The sequence below is a fragment of the Staphylococcus simulans genome (assembly GCF_003043455.1).
In the GTDB taxonomy this organism is placed as follows: domain Bacteria; phylum Bacillota; class Bacilli; order Staphylococcales; family Staphylococcaceae; genus Staphylococcus; species Staphylococcus simulans_A.
In genome coordinates, this window is sequence record NZ_PZGG01000025.1 from 1 (window position 1) to 15,951 (window position 15,951).

16 protein-coding genes and 1 riboswitch are annotated in these 15,951 nt (G+C 37.0%); of the genes, 9 read left to right on the plus strand and 7 right to left on the minus strand.

Features of this window, described 5'->3' with window-relative positions:
- Positions 1-347: 347 nt before the first annotated feature.
- The gene (locus BU038_RS05935; RefSeq protein WP_107605252.1) at positions 348-1,181 is read right to left on the minus strand and encodes a trypsin-like serine peptidase; all 834 of its coding nucleotides are present in this window, start codon (positions 1,179-1,181) and stop codon (positions 348-350) included.
- 273 nt (positions 1,182-1,454) lie between these two features.
- Positions 1,455-1,566: riboswitch (TPP riboswitch) on the plus strand.
- An 84-nt stretch (positions 1,567-1,650) separates the two neighbouring features.
- On the opposite strand from BU038_RS05935, the gene BU038_RS05940 reads away from it, so the two are divergent.
- From BU038_RS05940 to BU038_RS05975, 9 genes are all read left to right on the plus strand, one after another.
- A complete protein-coding gene (locus tag BU038_RS05940) occupies positions 1,651-2,223 on the plus strand; it encodes a thiamine phosphate synthase (RefSeq protein WP_107605253.1) in 573 nt (190 codons plus the stop codon).
- Entirely contained in the window at positions 2,216-3,349 is a 1,134-nt protein-coding gene (locus BU038_RS05945; RefSeq protein WP_107605254.1) for an NAD(P)/FAD-dependent oxidoreductase, read from the plus strand. Before BU038_RS05940 ends, BU038_RS05945 begins: the two co-directional genes overlap by 8 nt.
- The gene (thiS, locus tag BU038_RS05950; RefSeq protein WP_107605255.1) at positions 3,333-3,533 is read left to right on the plus strand and encodes a sulfur carrier protein ThiS; all 201 of its coding nucleotides are present in this window, start codon (positions 3,333-3,335) and stop codon (positions 3,531-3,533) included. The genes BU038_RS05945 and thiS overlap by 17 nt, the downstream gene beginning before the upstream one ends.
- 1 nt (position 3,534) lies before the next feature.
- A complete protein-coding gene (locus BU038_RS05955; protein WP_002479921.1) occupies positions 3,535-4,302 on the plus strand; it encodes a thiazole synthase in 768 nt (255 codons plus the stop codon).
- Complete coding sequence (locus BU038_RS05960; RefSeq protein WP_107605256.1) at positions 4,302-5,330, plus strand: ThiF family adenylyltransferase; 1,029 nt, start codon at positions 4,302-4,304, stop codon at positions 5,328-5,330. The genes BU038_RS05955 and BU038_RS05960 overlap by 1 nt, the downstream gene beginning before the upstream one ends.
- Before the next feature lie 248 nt (positions 5,331-5,578).
- Positions 5,579-6,031: an arginine repressor gene (locus tag BU038_RS05965; protein WP_002479923.1), complete on the plus strand. Its 453-nt coding sequence runs from the start codon at positions 5,579-5,581 to the stop codon at positions 6,029-6,031.
- Positions 6,032-6,375: 344 nt separating this feature from the next.
- Positions 6,376-7,827, plus strand: a complete 1,452-nt coding sequence (locus BU038_RS12415; RefSeq protein WP_158262788.1) for a hypothetical protein — start codon at positions 6,376-6,378, stop codon at positions 7,825-7,827.
- A 106-nt stretch (positions 7,828-7,933) separates the two neighbouring features.
- Positions 7,934-8,077 (plus strand): hypothetical protein, encoded by a 144-nt coding sequence (locus BU038_RS12420; protein ID WP_158262789.1) that lies wholly within the window; start codon positions 7,934-7,936, stop codon positions 8,075-8,077.
- A 14-nt stretch (positions 8,078-8,091) separates the two neighbouring features.
- Complete coding sequence (locus BU038_RS05975; protein WP_107605257.1) at positions 8,092-8,277, plus strand: hypothetical protein; 186 nt, start codon at positions 8,092-8,094, stop codon at positions 8,275-8,277.
- A 74-nt stretch (positions 8,278-8,351) separates the two neighbouring features.
- On the opposite strand, the gene BU038_RS05980 is transcribed toward BU038_RS05975, so the two are convergent.
- From BU038_RS05980 to BU038_RS06005, 6 genes are all read right to left on the minus strand, one after another.
- Positions 8,352-9,023, minus strand: coding sequence for a Crp/Fnr family transcriptional regulator (locus BU038_RS05980; RefSeq protein ID WP_107605258.1), 672 nt, complete (start codon positions 9,021-9,023; stop codon positions 8,352-8,354).
- A gap of 238 nt (positions 9,024-9,261) precedes the next feature.
- A complete protein-coding gene (gene arcD / locus BU038_RS05985) occupies positions 9,262-10,686 on the minus strand; it encodes an arginine-ornithine antiporter (RefSeq protein ID WP_107605259.1) in 1,425 nt (474 codons plus the stop codon).
- Between the two features lie 267 nt (positions 10,687-10,953).
- Complete coding sequence (gene arcA, locus BU038_RS05990) at positions 10,954-12,189, minus strand: arginine deiminase (RefSeq protein ID WP_107605260.1); 1,236 nt, start codon at positions 12,187-12,189, stop codon at positions 10,954-10,956.
- Positions 12,190-12,693: 504 nt separating this feature from the next.
- Positions 12,694-13,377: a hypothetical protein gene (locus BU038_RS05995; RefSeq protein WP_107605261.1), complete on the minus strand. Its 684-nt coding sequence runs from the start codon at positions 13,375-13,377 to the stop codon at positions 12,694-12,696.
- Positions 13,378-14,529, minus strand: coding sequence for a thiolase family protein (locus BU038_RS06000; RefSeq protein WP_107605262.1), 1,152 nt, complete (start codon positions 14,527-14,529; stop codon positions 13,378-13,380).
- On the minus strand, positions 14,526-15,905 hold the full coding sequence (locus BU038_RS06005) for an AMP-binding protein (RefSeq protein ID WP_107605263.1): 1,380 nt from the start codon (positions 15,903-15,905) through the stop codon (positions 14,526-14,528). Before BU038_RS06005 ends, BU038_RS06000 begins: the two co-directional genes overlap by 4 nt.
- Between the last annotated feature and the right edge of the window lie 46 nt (positions 15,906-15,951).

Sequence of the window (15,951 nt, forward strand, 5' to 3'; positions counted from 1 at the left end):
ATTTATAACTTCGTTAAATAGTTACAAAGTCATTACGCTAAGACGGCTGAACTCCAGCAAAATAAGGCATACGATGTAGATATTTCAAAGATTTTTTCATAGTTGATACCGCCTCTCCTTATATTTAAACACTGAAGCACTCACTAGTTCTCTAGATATTTATTAATATAATTATACTACGGTGCAATTCTTAATTCTATATCTAACTTGAATATTTACTTTACTATTTAGGTAAAATAATTGTCATCATTTTTTACAAATTTGAGTAGAACATGGTAAATAAAAAAACAATCTCCCTAATTCCGTGCGGATCATTCCACACTAATTAAAGAGATTGTATTTAAGATTTATCTAATATGACTTCTCACAAAGTTTCCTGTTGATCCATTTAAAGCTTCTCCGCCTGCCATTTCAACTTTGGCGTAATTATAAGGTGATGTACCCCATAGGTTATAGCCGTATGTGCGTAATCCATAGATACGATAGTTACCATCAACCATGACTGAACCTGAAGCACCTGCACGGAATTTATCTTTAGTTTGTAGTTCTGTGCCATTTGAAGATTTTTGTATAAATTTTAATTTACTCCAGTATGATTTAGTATTATCTCCATTTTGCCATGGATAGCCCACTGAATAGAGATTGCGATTATAAGTTAAGTTGTTAATTTGAGTATTCGACGCAAGAGGTAATGCTTGTGTGTAGTTTGTCAGCTTTTCTTTTGTGTAGACTAATGCGATATCGGCTTGAGGTACTTTAACCACTTTCGTTGCGTGGAAAGTATAAGTTTTTGCCTTGCCATCACGGTTTAAATCAAACGTAATATATTTAGGGTTAGCTGCCGCACCTTTAGCATCATCTATCACATGTGCATTAGTAATGACAGTATAAGGTCCTATAACTGTCCCTGTCCCCATACTATCTTTACCTCTGCCTTTCCAACCATCTTTGTTGCTAATACGTCCTACCGCTTTATATTTTCCTTTATATGCATTTGCGATGTGTTTAATTTGTACATCATTATTAGAAATACGCTTTGTTTTAGGATAAGCTTTAGACGCATTATAATCCGTCATTCCATTATAATAATAGCTACCTGCTGCTAAAGTTTCTGTATTTGTTAAAGTTAAACCAGCCACAACCGCAAGTGATACAACTGTGCTTTTGAATATATGTTTCATGTATATCCCCTTATGTTTTTTCTCATTGTATCACACATATTGAAGGCTGTATTTGCTTGTTTCAATAGTCTTACTTGTAAGCAGTAAAACCTACAATGAAAGCGATTCGCTATTGCATTTTTAATGTAAGTGATTTATGATGTGTTTGTATATAGAAGGAAGTTATATTTCAAGAATGAAAAGTCAGTCCAATACGTTAACGCCTCGCTACACGATTAGTTAAAGTATTGAATATGATGACTTCCTGAAATACTATGAATTAAATAATTTCAATAAGTCCACTGGAAGTGCCTGTTCCTACAGGCTGAGATTCTTATTTATGATAAGGAAATTCTTGGAACCTGATCTAGTTTATACTAGCGTAGGAAAGTGGCGTATTGTACGTTTAATGCGCTATTTTCTTATATGGAAATAGCGTTTTTTATTTCGCTTTTCTTGCGGCTTATTGATTAAAGAAGGTGAATCCATCATGTGGGTAGCGATTACGCCATATGAACTCACAGAAACAACCATAGCTCAATATGTTGAAGTAGCGCCTGTGATTGACTGCTTAATTGTACGTACTGACCAAGCAACTCAAGCTACAGATATTCAGCACTTATTAGATGCTGGATTCCCTCAAGCTAAAATCACTGCGCATTCCAATATAAAACTATTTGAAAATTTTGATTTAAAGCGTATTCATTTTAAAGAAATGGATGAGCGTGCCTTTGATTTCAAAAGTAAGTATCCACATGCATGTGTGAGCATGTCTACACATCATAAAGATACAATTCAATCTGCTAAAAATCATCACTTAGATTTTGTGTTATTCGGTCATCTTTTCGAGACCGGTTCTAAACCAGGTTTACCGCCACGTACACCATCTGAAATATCAGATGCCTTACAAGTAGATATGCCTGTCATCGCACTTGGCGGTATTAATGAAGCTACCTTAACACAAGTGCCGCATGGTTTTAGTGGGATCGCAGCCATTTCTTTCTTCTTACAACATGATTTACAAACACTTCGCACCCTCAAGGAAGGTGAACAATATGTATGATTTAGCCATTATCGGTGCAGGCGTCATCGGAATGTCTATCGCAAGACATTTAAAAGACAGTGGTTTATCTATCGCATTAATCGACCGTGATATTGAAGGCAAACATGCCTCTTATAAAGCAGGCGGTATGTTAGGTGCACAAAATGAATTTAAAGAGGACAGCCCCCTCTTTCGTTTAGCTCTTACGTCCCGTGCTAAGTTCAACACGTTAAGTACAGACTTACTTGCAGAAACAGGCATTGATATTCAATATCAACAAAACGGCTTAATAAAGTTAGCCACTCAAGCAGAAGATGTCCCATCATTGAAACAACAATATGCATTTCTTCATTCACATGATGAGGATGTTCAAGATTTATCAGAGACTGATTTAGCATTACTGACAAATCATTTAGTTAAAGGGACAGAAGCCATGATATTTGTACCACATGATCATCAAATCAACGCCAATCATTATACTAAGGCGCTTCATGCTTCACTAGAAAACGCACCGAATATTGATCGATTTACGCACACAAACGTAACCGCAATTCATCGTGTCGGTGAAGGTTATGATATTGAAGCAGAGCGCAACGGACGTCGCACTTTAACGAAAGCACATAAAGTAATTGAAGCCACAGGTGCTTGGGCTGGCAATGCCTCAGAACAACCAGACATTCAAGAAGCAGTCAGCGGGGTTAAAGGCGAAGTCTTACTTGTAGAAAATGAAGACTTGGATTTAAAACAAACGTTATTTATGACCAATGGTTGTTATATCGTACCTAAACCTCCGCATCGTTTCTTAATCGGCGCAACAAGCTACTTCGATGATTACTCTGTCGGTGTGTCTGAACAAGGTAAAACATGGTTATTAGAAGAAGCAATTAAACGTGTGCCTGAACTTGCGAGCAGTAAAGAACTCAAATACTGGTCAGGTATTCGTCCTTGGACCAAAGAAGAACAACCGATTATGGATGAAGTTCAAGAAGGCTTATGGATTATAACTGGCCATTACCGTAATGGTATTTTACTCTCACCTGTTATTGGTGAATTATTGGCCGAATGGGTTGCGACTGGACATCGTCCACAAGCACTCGAACCCTTTCAATTTGAATTAAGGAGGGAGAAACATGAAGTGCATCATTAATGGTGATCCGTTCACATTCGATTCTGAAGTGACAATTCAAGATATTTTAGATCATTTAGAACTCGACAAAAAACGTGTCATCGCAGAACATAACCAAAACTTAATACAACGTGAAGACTTCGCAAACCAAATCGTACGCGAAGATGATCGTTTAGAACTATTAGAATTTGTTGGAGGCGGATAATATGTTAAAAATTGGACCTTATGAAATGGAATCAAGATTATTACTCGGTACAGGAAAGTTTGAAAATGAAGATGTACAAACGAAAGCTATCGAAGCTTCAGGTACAAACGTACTGACATTTGCGGTACGTCGTATGAATCTATATGACAAAAACTTACCGAACCCATTAGCTAACGTTAACTTAAAAGACTTTGTTACTTTCCCTAATACAGCTGGTGCGAAAACAGTTGAAGAAGCAGTTCGTATCGCAGAAATCGCAAAACACGCAGGTGTTTGCGACATGATTAAAGTCGAAATTATCGGTGATGATGAAACATTATTACCTGATCCGATTGCGACGTACGAAACATGTAAAATCTTATTAGAACGCGGCTATATTGTATGTCCTTATATTTCTGAAGACCCAGTATTAGCGAAACGTTTAGAAGAATTAGGTGTACATGCGGTAATGCCTTTAGCTTCACCTATCGGTACAGGCCGCGGAATCAACAATCCATTAAACCTAAGCTATATTATTAAGAACTCCAATGTACCGATTATCGTCGATGCAGGTATTGGTTCAGCGAAAGATGCGGCACAAGCGATGGAACTTGGCGCAGATGGTATCTTATTAAACTCTGCTGTATCACGTGCCAAAGACCCAGTGAAAATGGCAGAAGCAATGAAACTTGGTGTTGAAGCAGGTCGTTTAAGTTATGAAGCTGGCCGTATCCCAATTAAATATACTGCACAAGCATCAAGCCCTACTGAAGGTTTAGGATTCTTATAATGCCTACACCCTCAGAAACACCTGATTTCAATGAACGCTATAGCCGTCAAACACGCTTTGCGCCTTTTGGTGCACAAGGTCAACACAACTTGGAACACACCCATGTATTAGTCATGGGTGCGGGTGCTCTTGGCAGTCATATAGCTGAACAACTTGTACGCATGGGCATCGGTAAATTAACCATCGTCGATATGGATATTGTTGAATTAACCAACCTTCATCGCCAAGCACTTTATGATGAAACAGATGTCACAGAAATGCGTCCAAAAGTCTATGCATTAGCGGATAAACTAAAAGTTATTAACTCTAATGTTGAAGTAGATCCTATCTATGAGGAAATCACTTCAACAAATATTGAAACAATGATACAAGATATCAATCCAGATATTTTATTAGACGGGATGGACCATTTTGCGATTCGTTTCTTATTTAATGAAGTGTGTCATAAATTGGACTTGCCTTGGATTTATGGTGCAGCTGTCGGAGGTAAAGGTTCTGTGTATGCGATTGATTATACAGGTCCTTGTTTACGTTGTTTCATGGAAGAAACACCTGAAACTGCAGAAAGTTGCGCAATTAATGGTGTCATTCCACCTGTCATTATGCAAGTCGTGAGTTATCAGATTGCGGAGTTGATGCGCTACGTCTCAGGCAAAGGCTTCTCTGGCAAACTCATTACGGTATCACCGTTTGAAGTTAAGCAACAATCTATGGATGTCAGCCGCTTCAAAAACCCTAATTGTACAGTCTGCGTCCAAGGTAATTATGAATATCTAGGGAAACGTCAATCAAATGTCATTGAAGGCAGTTGCGGAGATACATTCGTCTTCCGCTTCAAACCTGACCACTTCGACAATGCAGACTTATTCCCTGGTCAAATCCTTAAAGCAAACCCTTACGTCAAACTTTTAAATGTAGACGGCTATGAAGCCACACTCTTTAAAGACGGCCGCATGAATGTTCATCACATTGAAGATGAAGACACTGCAGAATCACTCTATCGTACTTTATTAAAAGCAGTAAAATAACAATGAAACCACACAAAAGAAGTGTACACCTAAAACGCGTGTATACTTCTTTTTTACTGAGCAATGTACTCATTTGTTATGAAACTTCAAATATTTAATCTCAATATTACTTCTAACTTACAAACAAGTTCTTTCATTTATTCAAAGCACTTTGCGATAATATTGTTAAATAAGCAAAAATGATTTGAGTTCACTTAACTTATAGAATACAATAATACTGTATAATTATTAATTTAAGGGATGAGGATATGGAGAGAGAGAAACGTCTTGATTTAATTAAATTACTATTAAAGAATAACAAGATTTCTACAGTACGTGAGTTAGCTGAAATTATGGAAGAACAATACAATTTAATTTTCAGTATGACCACAGTCGCAAAAGATTTACAACACTTAAGAGTGACGAAAGTTCCGAATGGCTCAGCCCCTTCTTATTACGTATTACCAGAAAAAAATGAAGCGAACAGCTTTCGTGAGGCATTCAAGAAATATCGCGATGATAGTATCAACTCTATTATCGTTAAAGACAGCTATATCCTAATTAAAACAGAACCGGGATTTGCCCGTACAATCAATTACTGTATCGACCAAATGCAGCTGCCGCATGTTTTGGGCACAGTCAGCGGTAATGACGTCATTATGATGTTAATGAAATCAAATGAAGAAGCAGAATACGTGAAATACTTATTGTTGAAACCTTGATGAGATGAATAAAGATAAATAAAAAGAGAGAAGCGACATGATTACTTTGATTAAAAGTAGGATGTCGCTTAATGTTTTTTATTAGTCTAACATTTTCATTTCAGCTTACTACCTCGTTACCTACACTTTAATTCATTAACACCTAACATTTAGAATTAACGTTTCCATTTTGCGATCTCTCCTTAATTATAAACATTGCATTTTTGTGTACAGTTAGAAACAAAGTTAAATTTCACTTAATATTTTAGGTAACAATATTCTTCTATAAAAATTCTTTCTACATATTGCACAACCTAATAACTGTATATTACAATATAAGTAATTACAGTTAAGGAGACTACATCATGAAAAAATCAAAGCAATCCATGAGATTATTTGACACACTGCCACTTAGATCTGAGACTAAAAATAGCTTCCATAAAAATAACAAATTATCTAAAGAACCAAATCGTATTCAAAAGTTAACTATGAGTGCTGCAAGCATACTAATGTTATCCGGTATTGGTGCAAGCATTGCTTCAAACACATTTCTTTCTCAAGAAGCCGAAATGTCTGGTATATCACAATCTGATGTGAACCCATATAGAAATGTTGATTTTTCAAATCTGAACAATGCTCGTTATGCAAATGATTTATTAGCGAAAACTACGCAAAACAGCATTCAACATCAAGATATTGAATTATATCAAAATGTAGTGAAAATCAACGGATTTTTAGATAGCTTCACTATTAATAATAATAAATCTAATCGTTTACAAATGACATATCGTGTTTACAACGATATCCTTGCTCATAAAAATGATCCAGAAAACATTTTACGTTTAAAACTAGCACGTTCTTATCAATCTGAGCTAAAAGATGATATTTTAGAACAACATATTGATAAAACAATTACACAAGAAATGTACACACTTATCGCACAACAACAACAAACAACACCAGAAAATGTTAAGTCTAAAACAACACCTTTAACTGGTATAGAACTTCAAAATTTAGAAACTTATTTATATGGTAAATATTCAAAACAAGCAGTGAACAATAACAACGTTGTTTATCAACCTGTAGCACCAATTCAACAAGCTACTAAAGCAGTTGAACAACCAAAACCTGCAGTGAAACCAGAAACAACGAAAGCAGTTGAACAACCTAAACAACAAGTGAAACAAGAAACACCGAAAGTTGTTGAACAACCTAAACAACAAGTGAAACAAGAAACACCGAAAGTTGTTGAACAACCTAAACAACAAGTGAAACAAGAAACACCGAAAGTTGTTGAACAACCTAAACAACAAGTAAAACAAGAAACACCGAAAGCAGTTGAACAACCTAAACAAGAAGTGAAAGCTGAAACACCTAAACAAGAAGTGAAAGCTGAAACACCTAAACAAGAAGTGAAAGCTGAAACACCTAAACAAGAAGTGAAAGCTGAAACACCTAAACAAGAAGTGAAAGCTGAAACACCTAAACAAGAAGTGAAAGCTGAAACACCTAAACAAGAAGTGAAAGCTGAAACACCTAAACAAGAAGTGAAAGCTGAAACACCTAAACAAGAAGTGAAAGCTGAAACACCTAAGGTGCATAATAAATACGAAATCACATATGATAAAAATGGACGCATTATTAAAACAAAAGAATTTATGGCTACATTCAATGAAGCTGTGAATAAAAAACCAAAAGACCGAACAAAAGAGGAACGCGACTTTTTATTTGAAGAAAATTATGATTGGTTATCACACGACCCAACGGCAAACGGTACAGTTGGTCACCGTACAGTCGAACTAGATTGGGGTAATTAAATAGAATAAAAAACACAGCACGGTCAAATGCTGTGTTTTTTTGTAATTGCGCACATGTTTCACTTTTGTGTACAATAAAAGTATCTTAAGTTATGGAGGTTTTGCTATGCAATTTAATGCTGAAGTTCAGTTAAACGAATCTGAACAATTACGAAAAGAAAGAGATGATAATTTACGTATTGCTGACTTGTTAAGAGAAGCCGCTACGTTGTTATCAAAACAAAGTGTCGAACAAACAAGCGGCGAATAAGGCGGGTGGTTTAAGTGCAACAAAATGATACGAACCAAGATAATCAACATGCGTTATTGCTTGCAGGTTCTGATATATCGTTTCATGATATTTATGAACGCGAAATCAGTTTAGATGTGATTCGTCATAAGTATTATAAAGCCGATGAAGTCGATGATATTTTCGTGTTGATTAAGCCTCTCATACTCCTAAATAAATAAAAATCTCTAAAGCTGAAATAGTTAACTTCAACTTCAGAGACCTTTTTAATATATTACCGCTTCTCCTTTTCTATCTACAAGGACTTACTCACAGTCCATGTTTGATGATTCTTTAACACTAAATTTTGTTTGCTTAAATCTCTGATTACATGACTGGTCTTTTCTCTCGATACGCCTGCTAACTCACTTAACAGTGTCACAGTCATAATCTTATCTAGTTCGTAATAAGCGCCTTGGTCATTTCCTACTGTTTCACACATCACACGTAATGTGTTTATCACCTTTTGTTCAGCATTACGACCAAGTAAGGCCATATTACGTTCAATATTTTGGTTCGCTTCTGTGCGTAGTAAGTCAAAGATTTTAATAAACGTATCTTCATGGTTTTTACATAAATATTCAATGACATTTTTAGGCACTCTGACAATCAAGCTGCTTGTGAGTGCTGTACATGATTCATGGTAATGATCAGAATGGAATAAATGATTCAATGGAAACATATTAATCGGTCGGTTCAACAATAAATAGTCATCACCATTTTCGTTCAACATTTCTCTAGATACATATCCTTCTAACAATACATAGATACTGTCTGCTTCTGATCCTTGATAATAAATGACCTGCCCTTTTTCATAGTTCCTGACATAAATCTCAGAAAGATGAGGAACGAGCAGCCCTGATGGTACCTCTAATATTTTCGATAATGCTTGAATCGACGCTTGATAATCTTCAGTACTATTGCTCATACACGTTCACCTCATCTCTTTCTCTCTTTTTCATGAATGTGTGTTGAAAGTATAGTTTTTATCAATTGAGACAGTTGATTTATCTGTCATTTTCAACATGTGCAACGTGTTTATTGTATCATATTGCGTTCGCACACACATTCTTATGTATACAGATAGAAAGGCAGCTTACAGGATGTAGCGAGATCCTGCAGGCTGCCATTTCTTTATCTGTTGTCAGGATTTCATGCGTCAGTAATTAGAAGACACTTACTGCGCCACTGAACAATCTTATTAAACCAAGAATGGCAAAGATGACAATGAATCCCATTAAGATATAGTCTCTTGTGATGAATTTGATACCTTTGTTGCGTTGTACAATCCAGTAAACGAACAGACCAGGTACATATAGCAACATTGTCAGTAGCAAGTAGTCCACACCTGCTGCGTAAATGAGCCATACCGCATAGACAGAAGCGATAATACCGATTGCCATTTGTAGGTTGCTTTTACGATCATACTGCAATGTATATTTGAACTGATAGAATGCACTGAATGCATATGGAATCAATATCGCACTGGATGCGAGTGAGAATGCGAATTGATACGCACTATCTGTAAATAACATACTGATTAAGAACAATTGTACTAAGATGTTTGTGATTAGGAGTGAGTTGACTGGTGCACCATTTTTGTTTTGTTTCGCAAACCATTTCGGGAACATTTTATCTTTTGCGACGATGAATGGCAACTCACCAGCAAGCAATGTCCAACCTAACCAAGCTCCGAGTACTGAGATGATTAAACCAATGTTTGTCACAACTGAACCCCATGGGCCAACGATGTGCGCAAGTAAAGCTGCCATTGATGGACTGCTTAATTCAGAGATTTGGTTTTGTTCGATAACACCTTGTGCAAGTACAGTTAATAAGAAGTAAATCACTAATACAATCAATAGACCGAGTACTGTAGCTGTACCCACGTCTTTCTTAGTTTTTGCACGGCCAGAGAATACAACCGCACCTTCAATACCAGTGAATACCCATACTGTAATCAACATTGTACCTCTCACTTGTTCCATAATGTTTGAGAAGTTGATCGGTAATGCGATGTTGCCTTTCATTCCTGCAAATCCGGCCATAAACGTGTCAAAGTTAAATGCGACGATCATACATACAATCGCTAGGAAGATAGGAATTAACTTGGCAACTGTTACAATACTGTTGATTAAAGTTGCTGTTTCTACGCCTCGCAGAATCAGGAAGTGTACACCCCATAGTAAGATGGAGGCTACGATAATACTTGGAAGTGTGTTGCCGCCTTTAAATATCGGGAAGAAGTTGCCGACTGCTGACATCAGCAACGTGGCATAAGCAACGTTTCCTAAGAATGCTGCGAACCAGTAACCCCATGCACTGGAGAAACCGACGAAGTCACCGAAACCGGCACGTGCGTAACTGTAAATACCGCCGTCTAAATCAGGACGTTTATTTGTTAAGTTCTGGAATACAAATGCGAGTGATATCATACCTACAGCTGTAATGATCCATCCGATGATAATTGCTAATCCGCCGGCATTGCTGCCCATGTCAGAGATAATATTAAAGGCGCCGCCGCCGATCATTGAACCAACGACCAGACCGATTAAAGCCGTTTTACTGAGTTTACTTTGTTCTCCGCTCATCTTCAAAACTCCTTTAATGCTTGAGACTCTCTCAAAGCATGTGTTGTCAATTTATTTATTTTTTGACGCTATACTGCTTTAATTGTTTTAAAGGGCCTGCGCCTCTTGCTATTTCCAAAATCATAGGCCATGTACAAACATGTCGCCGTGAATAGGTATCAAATTAAGTCAAAGCAGTATTCAATCTAAAGCCAGGCTTTAAGTGATGACGCTGAACTGCCTCTATTGATGCAATCCTTATCACTTAAAGCACTGTATACTTTAGAATTAGATATCTTCACGGTATAACGGTTGGCTCATGCAACGTGGGCCCCCGCGTCCGCGAACTAATTCACTACCTGTTACTTCGATAACTTTAATGCCTTTGTCGCGTAATAATTGGTTAGATACATAGTTACGGTCGTACGTAACAACGACACCTGGACGGATTGTCAATGTGTTAGATCCGTCGTTCCATTGTTCACGAGGTCCTACGATGCGGTCACCGTCACCTGTCGGAATGAAGTCGATGTGGTCTAAATTCAACGCATCTTTCAATGTTTCTTTTAAGTTGTGTGTACGTGTGATTGTGATATCTTTACCATCATCAGTTGGTTCAAGTGTGAAGATGTTCATGTCTTCACCTTTTTTCTCGATAGCTGAGTGGATTGTGAATTTATCATAGTCAATCATTGTGAATACTGTGTCTAAGTGCATGAATGCACGTGTATTCGCGATTTCAATTGCTACAACTTTTTTAATTTTTGAATCTGGGTTCGCAAAGATTTGACGTGCTAATTTTTCAATTGCTTGTGCTGAAGTTCTTTCAGAGATACCGATTGCGATTACTTCTTCAGAAAGGACTAACTCATCTCCACCTTCAATGTTGTAAGGTGAGTTTCTGTCTAACCATACTGGAATATCAGCATCTTTGAATCTTGGGTGATGTTTTAAGATATAAGTGATGAAGATAGACTCTCTGCGACGTGCTGGCCAGAACATACGGTTAACTGTCATACCATTACCTACTGACGCTTGTGGATCACGTGTGAAGTAAAGGTTTGGCATTGGATTCATGTAGAATGGATAAGAATCATCAACATACTCTACTAAGTGTGCATGGTCTTGTCTTACTTCTTCTTTACGAACACCCGCCATTACTTTTTCGATTAAGTCTTCGTTATTTAATGTTTCGAATAACTCTTTTACTTCTTCTTCATGGCCTAATAATGTTTCTTCAGATTCCGCTAATACATCTTCAATAAATTGTTCACGTACTTTTGGATCTTCAATGGCTTCTGCGGCTAATTTTTCTAAATAAAGTACTTCTACGCCTTCGTCACGTAGCACTTGTGCAAATTTGTCATGCTCTTCTTGTGCTACTTTTAAATACGGGATATCATCAAATAATAATTCTCCTAAATACTCAGGTACTAAATTTTCTAATTCTTTACCAGGTCGTTTAAGTAATACCGTTTTTAATTTACCGATCTCACTGTTTACTTTAATTGGATGTTCATTCATTTGTGAAACCTCCTTGTTTGATTTATCTATATTGTAAGCCCTTTCAAATAATGCTCATGTGAATTAAATCACATTACAACTGTTGTGCTTTTCACACTTATCTTTTTATTCATTACATGTTTCTGTATATTTAATACATTTATATGGGCTTTCCATGTATAAACTATGAATAATAAGCAAATTTAATGCGCTTGAAATCCTGAAGAAAAAATTTTATTCATTTTTTAGAGAATATATACATTATGTTTCATAAACCGTGTCAGTGTGGCCCTTTTAACAATGCATCTCAACTTTAGTATTTTGAGACATAAAAAAAGAACCAGCATAAAGGTCCTATATAAATCCCTCCTTATGTGGCTCTACCCGTATTTGATTAAATAACCGCTTCTTTACAAAACTTTAAAATTGTATCAAACTGCATAAAAAAAGAAAACCACGATGTGGTTTTCAACACTTACTAATATGTTCTCTCTTCATACCTATTTCTTATAAAAAATCCATTATCTATATAACTTTAATCTCTATACATGGTTGATGCGCTGTATTATATACACTCATATGCGTATAACTGTTTTTTGAATCCACTTGAATGTATATTCTTTCACCTTTCATTATCATCCGTTTATATTTAATGTCTAACTTACGATAAGCTTTTAATTCAGTATAATACGGTGCGCCTGCCTCTAACGCTTTCATTACCACAAAGTCTCCAGGCATCACACCATCGTTCCAATGAATAGAGTTATAATCTGAGACGTCTTTTAAATACATTTCAACATTATCCCACTTTATTTCTAGCGGTAAAGCATGCGTTGGTAATGAAAATGGTTCTGTGTTAAGTATCTCAGTTGATGTGGATTGTTGATGAAATGTTTCTTTCATAGTAATAAAAGTGGTTTCAATCTCTATCCATATATCAGTTCTATCCAATGCGGTAACTGTCAGCAAATAACGTGATTGATTAAAGTGTTTGAGCGCCCTTTGATCCATTAATTTAAGTTCAGCTGTGTAAGTCTTTCCTTCTATTAAATTTTGACAACGATGAATGCGTTTCTGCCTTAAGATAAAAGAGTGTTCAGTTGAGGCTTGAAAAGTTTCAAAACGATGCCAGATGTCTGTTAAATAAAATGCATCTAAAGGAATAGAAGCGAATTGTGATGATGGCTTCCAAGTAAATGTCTGTTTCATTTAGTTCTCTATCCTCTCAAACAATGTCGAAATCCCTAAACCGCCACCGATACCCATCGTAGCTAACACTTGATTTCCAGGGAAATACGCAAGAATTGAAATCAAACGTGCTACTAAATTCGCACCACTTGCGCCATAAGGATGCCCTTCAGCAAGCGCACCACCGAATGGATTCACTTGTCTTTCTTCTAAGCCTAGTAAGTCCATAGAAGCAAGCACTTGAGAACTGAAAGCTTCATTAAATGCGACCCAATCTATATCTGAAATAGAAAGTTGATGTCTCATCAATAATTGTTCCGTCGCAGGAACAGGACCAATACCTAATAATTTGGGATTGACGCCTGAGACTTGTGCATCGATAAATTTCAATTGTCCTTTTAACCCAAGTGCTTCTGCTTTTTCACGTGACATCACTAACGCTAATGCCGCCCCATCGCTTTTAGGACAGGCATTGCCGACAGTGACGGATCCTGCATCAAATATCGGTTTTAAACGCGCCAAACGTCGTGCAGACATCTTTTGTTTCGGTGCTTCATCTTGTGTAACTTGTTCACCACGAATCGTTAAAGGGACGATTTCACGCTGAATTTGCGGTAAGTGTTCAAAGTGTTTTTGGTGACTGCGTGCCGCAAAGTCATCTTGGCGTTTACGGGCAACTTGATAGACTTGTGCCACATTTTCAGCTGCTTCTAACATACTTGGGTCACCCATAGATTCTGGCATAAAAGGTGCACGTTCATAAATTTCTGGCGGATGTTTCTCATATAGTGATTGTGGTTTTTGAATTTTCCATGGTGCACGGCTTGTCGATTCGACACCTCCTGCAAGATAAATATCTCCTGCGCCCGCTTGAATCATACGACATGCAAGGTTAATCGCTTCTAAACCTGAGCCGCATTGACGATCTATCGTCATACCTGGAATATCAGAAGACAGTCCCGCATGAAGTAAGGATTTACGTGCAAGATTACCGCCATTACCCACAGTGTTGCCAATGATGACATCTTGAATATTTGAGGCAATAGACGGATGTAATTGTATCAATTCATCGATCAAGGGCTTGAGTAGCGCTTCAGGTTCTAAATGTTTCAAGATACCGCCATACTTGCCGATGGGTGTTCGTTTCGCTTCAATAATGACTGCTTCTTTCATTTTTCTTTCCTCCCATAGCGATCAACCATCTCTTTACGCGCAATTTTACCGCTATTTGTCCATAATATCTCTGGTACTTCAATAAAACGCATTGGTACTTTATAACGTTCTAAATGTTGACGTAAATCACGTTTAACTTCTCGTATTGTCACTGGTTCTTTTGTTTGGTAGTAAGCTATCAATACTTCCCCTAATTCATAATGACGTTCCCCTGTCACCATAACGTGTTGAATCGGTGTCGTTTCTAAAATCACACGTTCCACTTCTTCAGGATAGACATTCATACCGCCCACAATTACTTTATTATTGACGCGTCCTTCTAATATCAGTTCTTGATCTTCTGTCATTTTTGCGTAGTCCCCTGTCGCAATGGTGTCTTGATTCGAGACACTCTCTCCATCTACATAACCAGAAAAGACCATATCACTTTGAACATGAAGTTGTCCTATTTGAGTGGGATCAGACAATTTTTGTCCAGTGTCATCAGTTAGAATAACCTTAACGCCTTTGAAAAGCTTGCCAACATTCTTTGGCGCATAGTCCGTCACATGATGATATGAAATAAAGCTCGCTTCACTTGTGCCGAAGAATTCAATAACTTGTGCTTTCGGCATACTTTCTTTAAAGCGTTTAATCGTATGAGGTTCTAATTTCGCACCTGAAGTTAAAAATGTCACAGAAACCTCTTTTAGCTTTTTGGCATTTAATTGTAAGAGCTGTTCAAGAACCGAAGGTACAATAAAGACCACAGCTTCTGGATTCTCAATAAGTTGATGAAATAATTGTACAGGGTGATAATCCATCTGCATATAACATGGACAATGAGAATGATAGGCATACATCATGGCGTAAAGTGTCAGTGAATGCGCAATGGGACCAGGAGCAATTACACATGAAGGCGGTGCGTTTAAGATATCGTCATTCGCATCATAACTGACTAACCAAGAGTGTCTATTGCGATAGTAAGCTTTTGGCATACCTGTAGTACCTGAGGTAAAACCGATGTGTAATAAATCATCAGACGGTGATGTCACCGTTTGTGTTGAAGGTGTTTCTGCTTCATTTAATTGTTCGAGACGTAGTGAATGAACACCTTCAATCTCTTTATCAGCAATCACATGAGTAATTTGATAATGTTTTAAAATTTGATGCAATTGTTCAGACGTCCACTTCGCATCAAATACAACTGGTAGATAACCGCTAGATTGTACTGCTAAATAAACACGCAGAAATTGTGCGGGGTCTTGAATTAATATACCAATACTTTTCGTTTGTTCTTCCCACTGTTCAATGTAGCCGCGATCTATGTTTAATACATTATTTAATTGTGATTTTGTTAATCGGCTGACTTCAGTTTGAATGACGATATCAGACATACAGACCACCTTTCCTTTAATAAAAAATATTTCAAAGCAGTTTAAT

Coding starts and splice junctions, on each gene's coding strand:
- BU038_RS05935 (WP_107605252.1), bottom strand. CDS start 1,181: ATGAAACATATATTCAAAAGCACAGTTGTATCACTTGCGGTTGTGGCT.
- BU038_RS05940 (WP_107605253.1), top strand. CDS start 1,651: ATGTGGGTAGCGATTACGCCATATGAACTCACAGAAACAACCATAGCT.
- BU038_RS05945 (WP_107605254.1), top strand. CDS start 2,216: ATGTATGATTTAGCCATTATCGGTGCAGGCGTCATCGGAATGTCTATC.
- thiS (WP_107605255.1), top strand. CDS start 3,333: ATGAAGTGCATCATTAATGGTGATCCGTTCACATTCGATTCTGAAGTG.
- BU038_RS05955 (WP_002479921.1), top strand. CDS start 3,535: ATGTTAAAAATTGGACCTTATGAAATGGAATCAAGATTATTACTCGGT.
- BU038_RS05960 (WP_107605256.1), top strand. CDS start 4,302: ATGCCTACACCCTCAGAAACACCTGATTTCAATGAACGCTATAGCCGT.
- BU038_RS05965 (WP_002479923.1), top strand. CDS start 5,579: ATGGAGAGAGAGAAACGTCTTGATTTAATTAAATTACTATTAAAGAAT.
- BU038_RS12415 (WP_158262788.1), top strand. CDS start 6,376: ATGAAAAAATCAAAGCAATCCATGAGATTATTTGACACACTGCCACTT.
- BU038_RS12420 (WP_158262789.1), top strand. CDS start 7,934: ATGCAATTTAATGCTGAAGTTCAGTTAAACGAATCTGAACAATTACGA.
- BU038_RS05980 (WP_107605258.1), bottom strand. CDS start 9,023: ATGAGCAATAGTACTGAAGATTATCAAGCGTCGATTCAAGCATTATCG.
- arcD (WP_107605259.1), bottom strand. CDS start 10,686: ATGAGCGGAGAACAAAGTAAACTCAGTAAAACGGCTTTAATCGGTCTG.
- arcA (WP_107605260.1), bottom strand. CDS start 12,189: ATGAATGAACATCCAATTAAAGTAAACAGTGAGATCGGTAAATTAAAA.
- BU038_RS05995 (WP_107605261.1), bottom strand. CDS start 13,377: ATGAAACAGACATTTACTTGGAAGCCATCATCACAATTCGCTTCTATT.
- BU038_RS06000 (WP_107605262.1), bottom strand. CDS start 14,529: ATGAAAGAAGCAGTCATTATTGAAGCGAAACGAACACCCATCGGCAAG.
- BU038_RS06005 (WP_107605263.1), bottom strand. CDS start 15,905: ATGTCTGATATCGTCATTCAAACTGAAGTCAGCCGATTAACAAAATCA.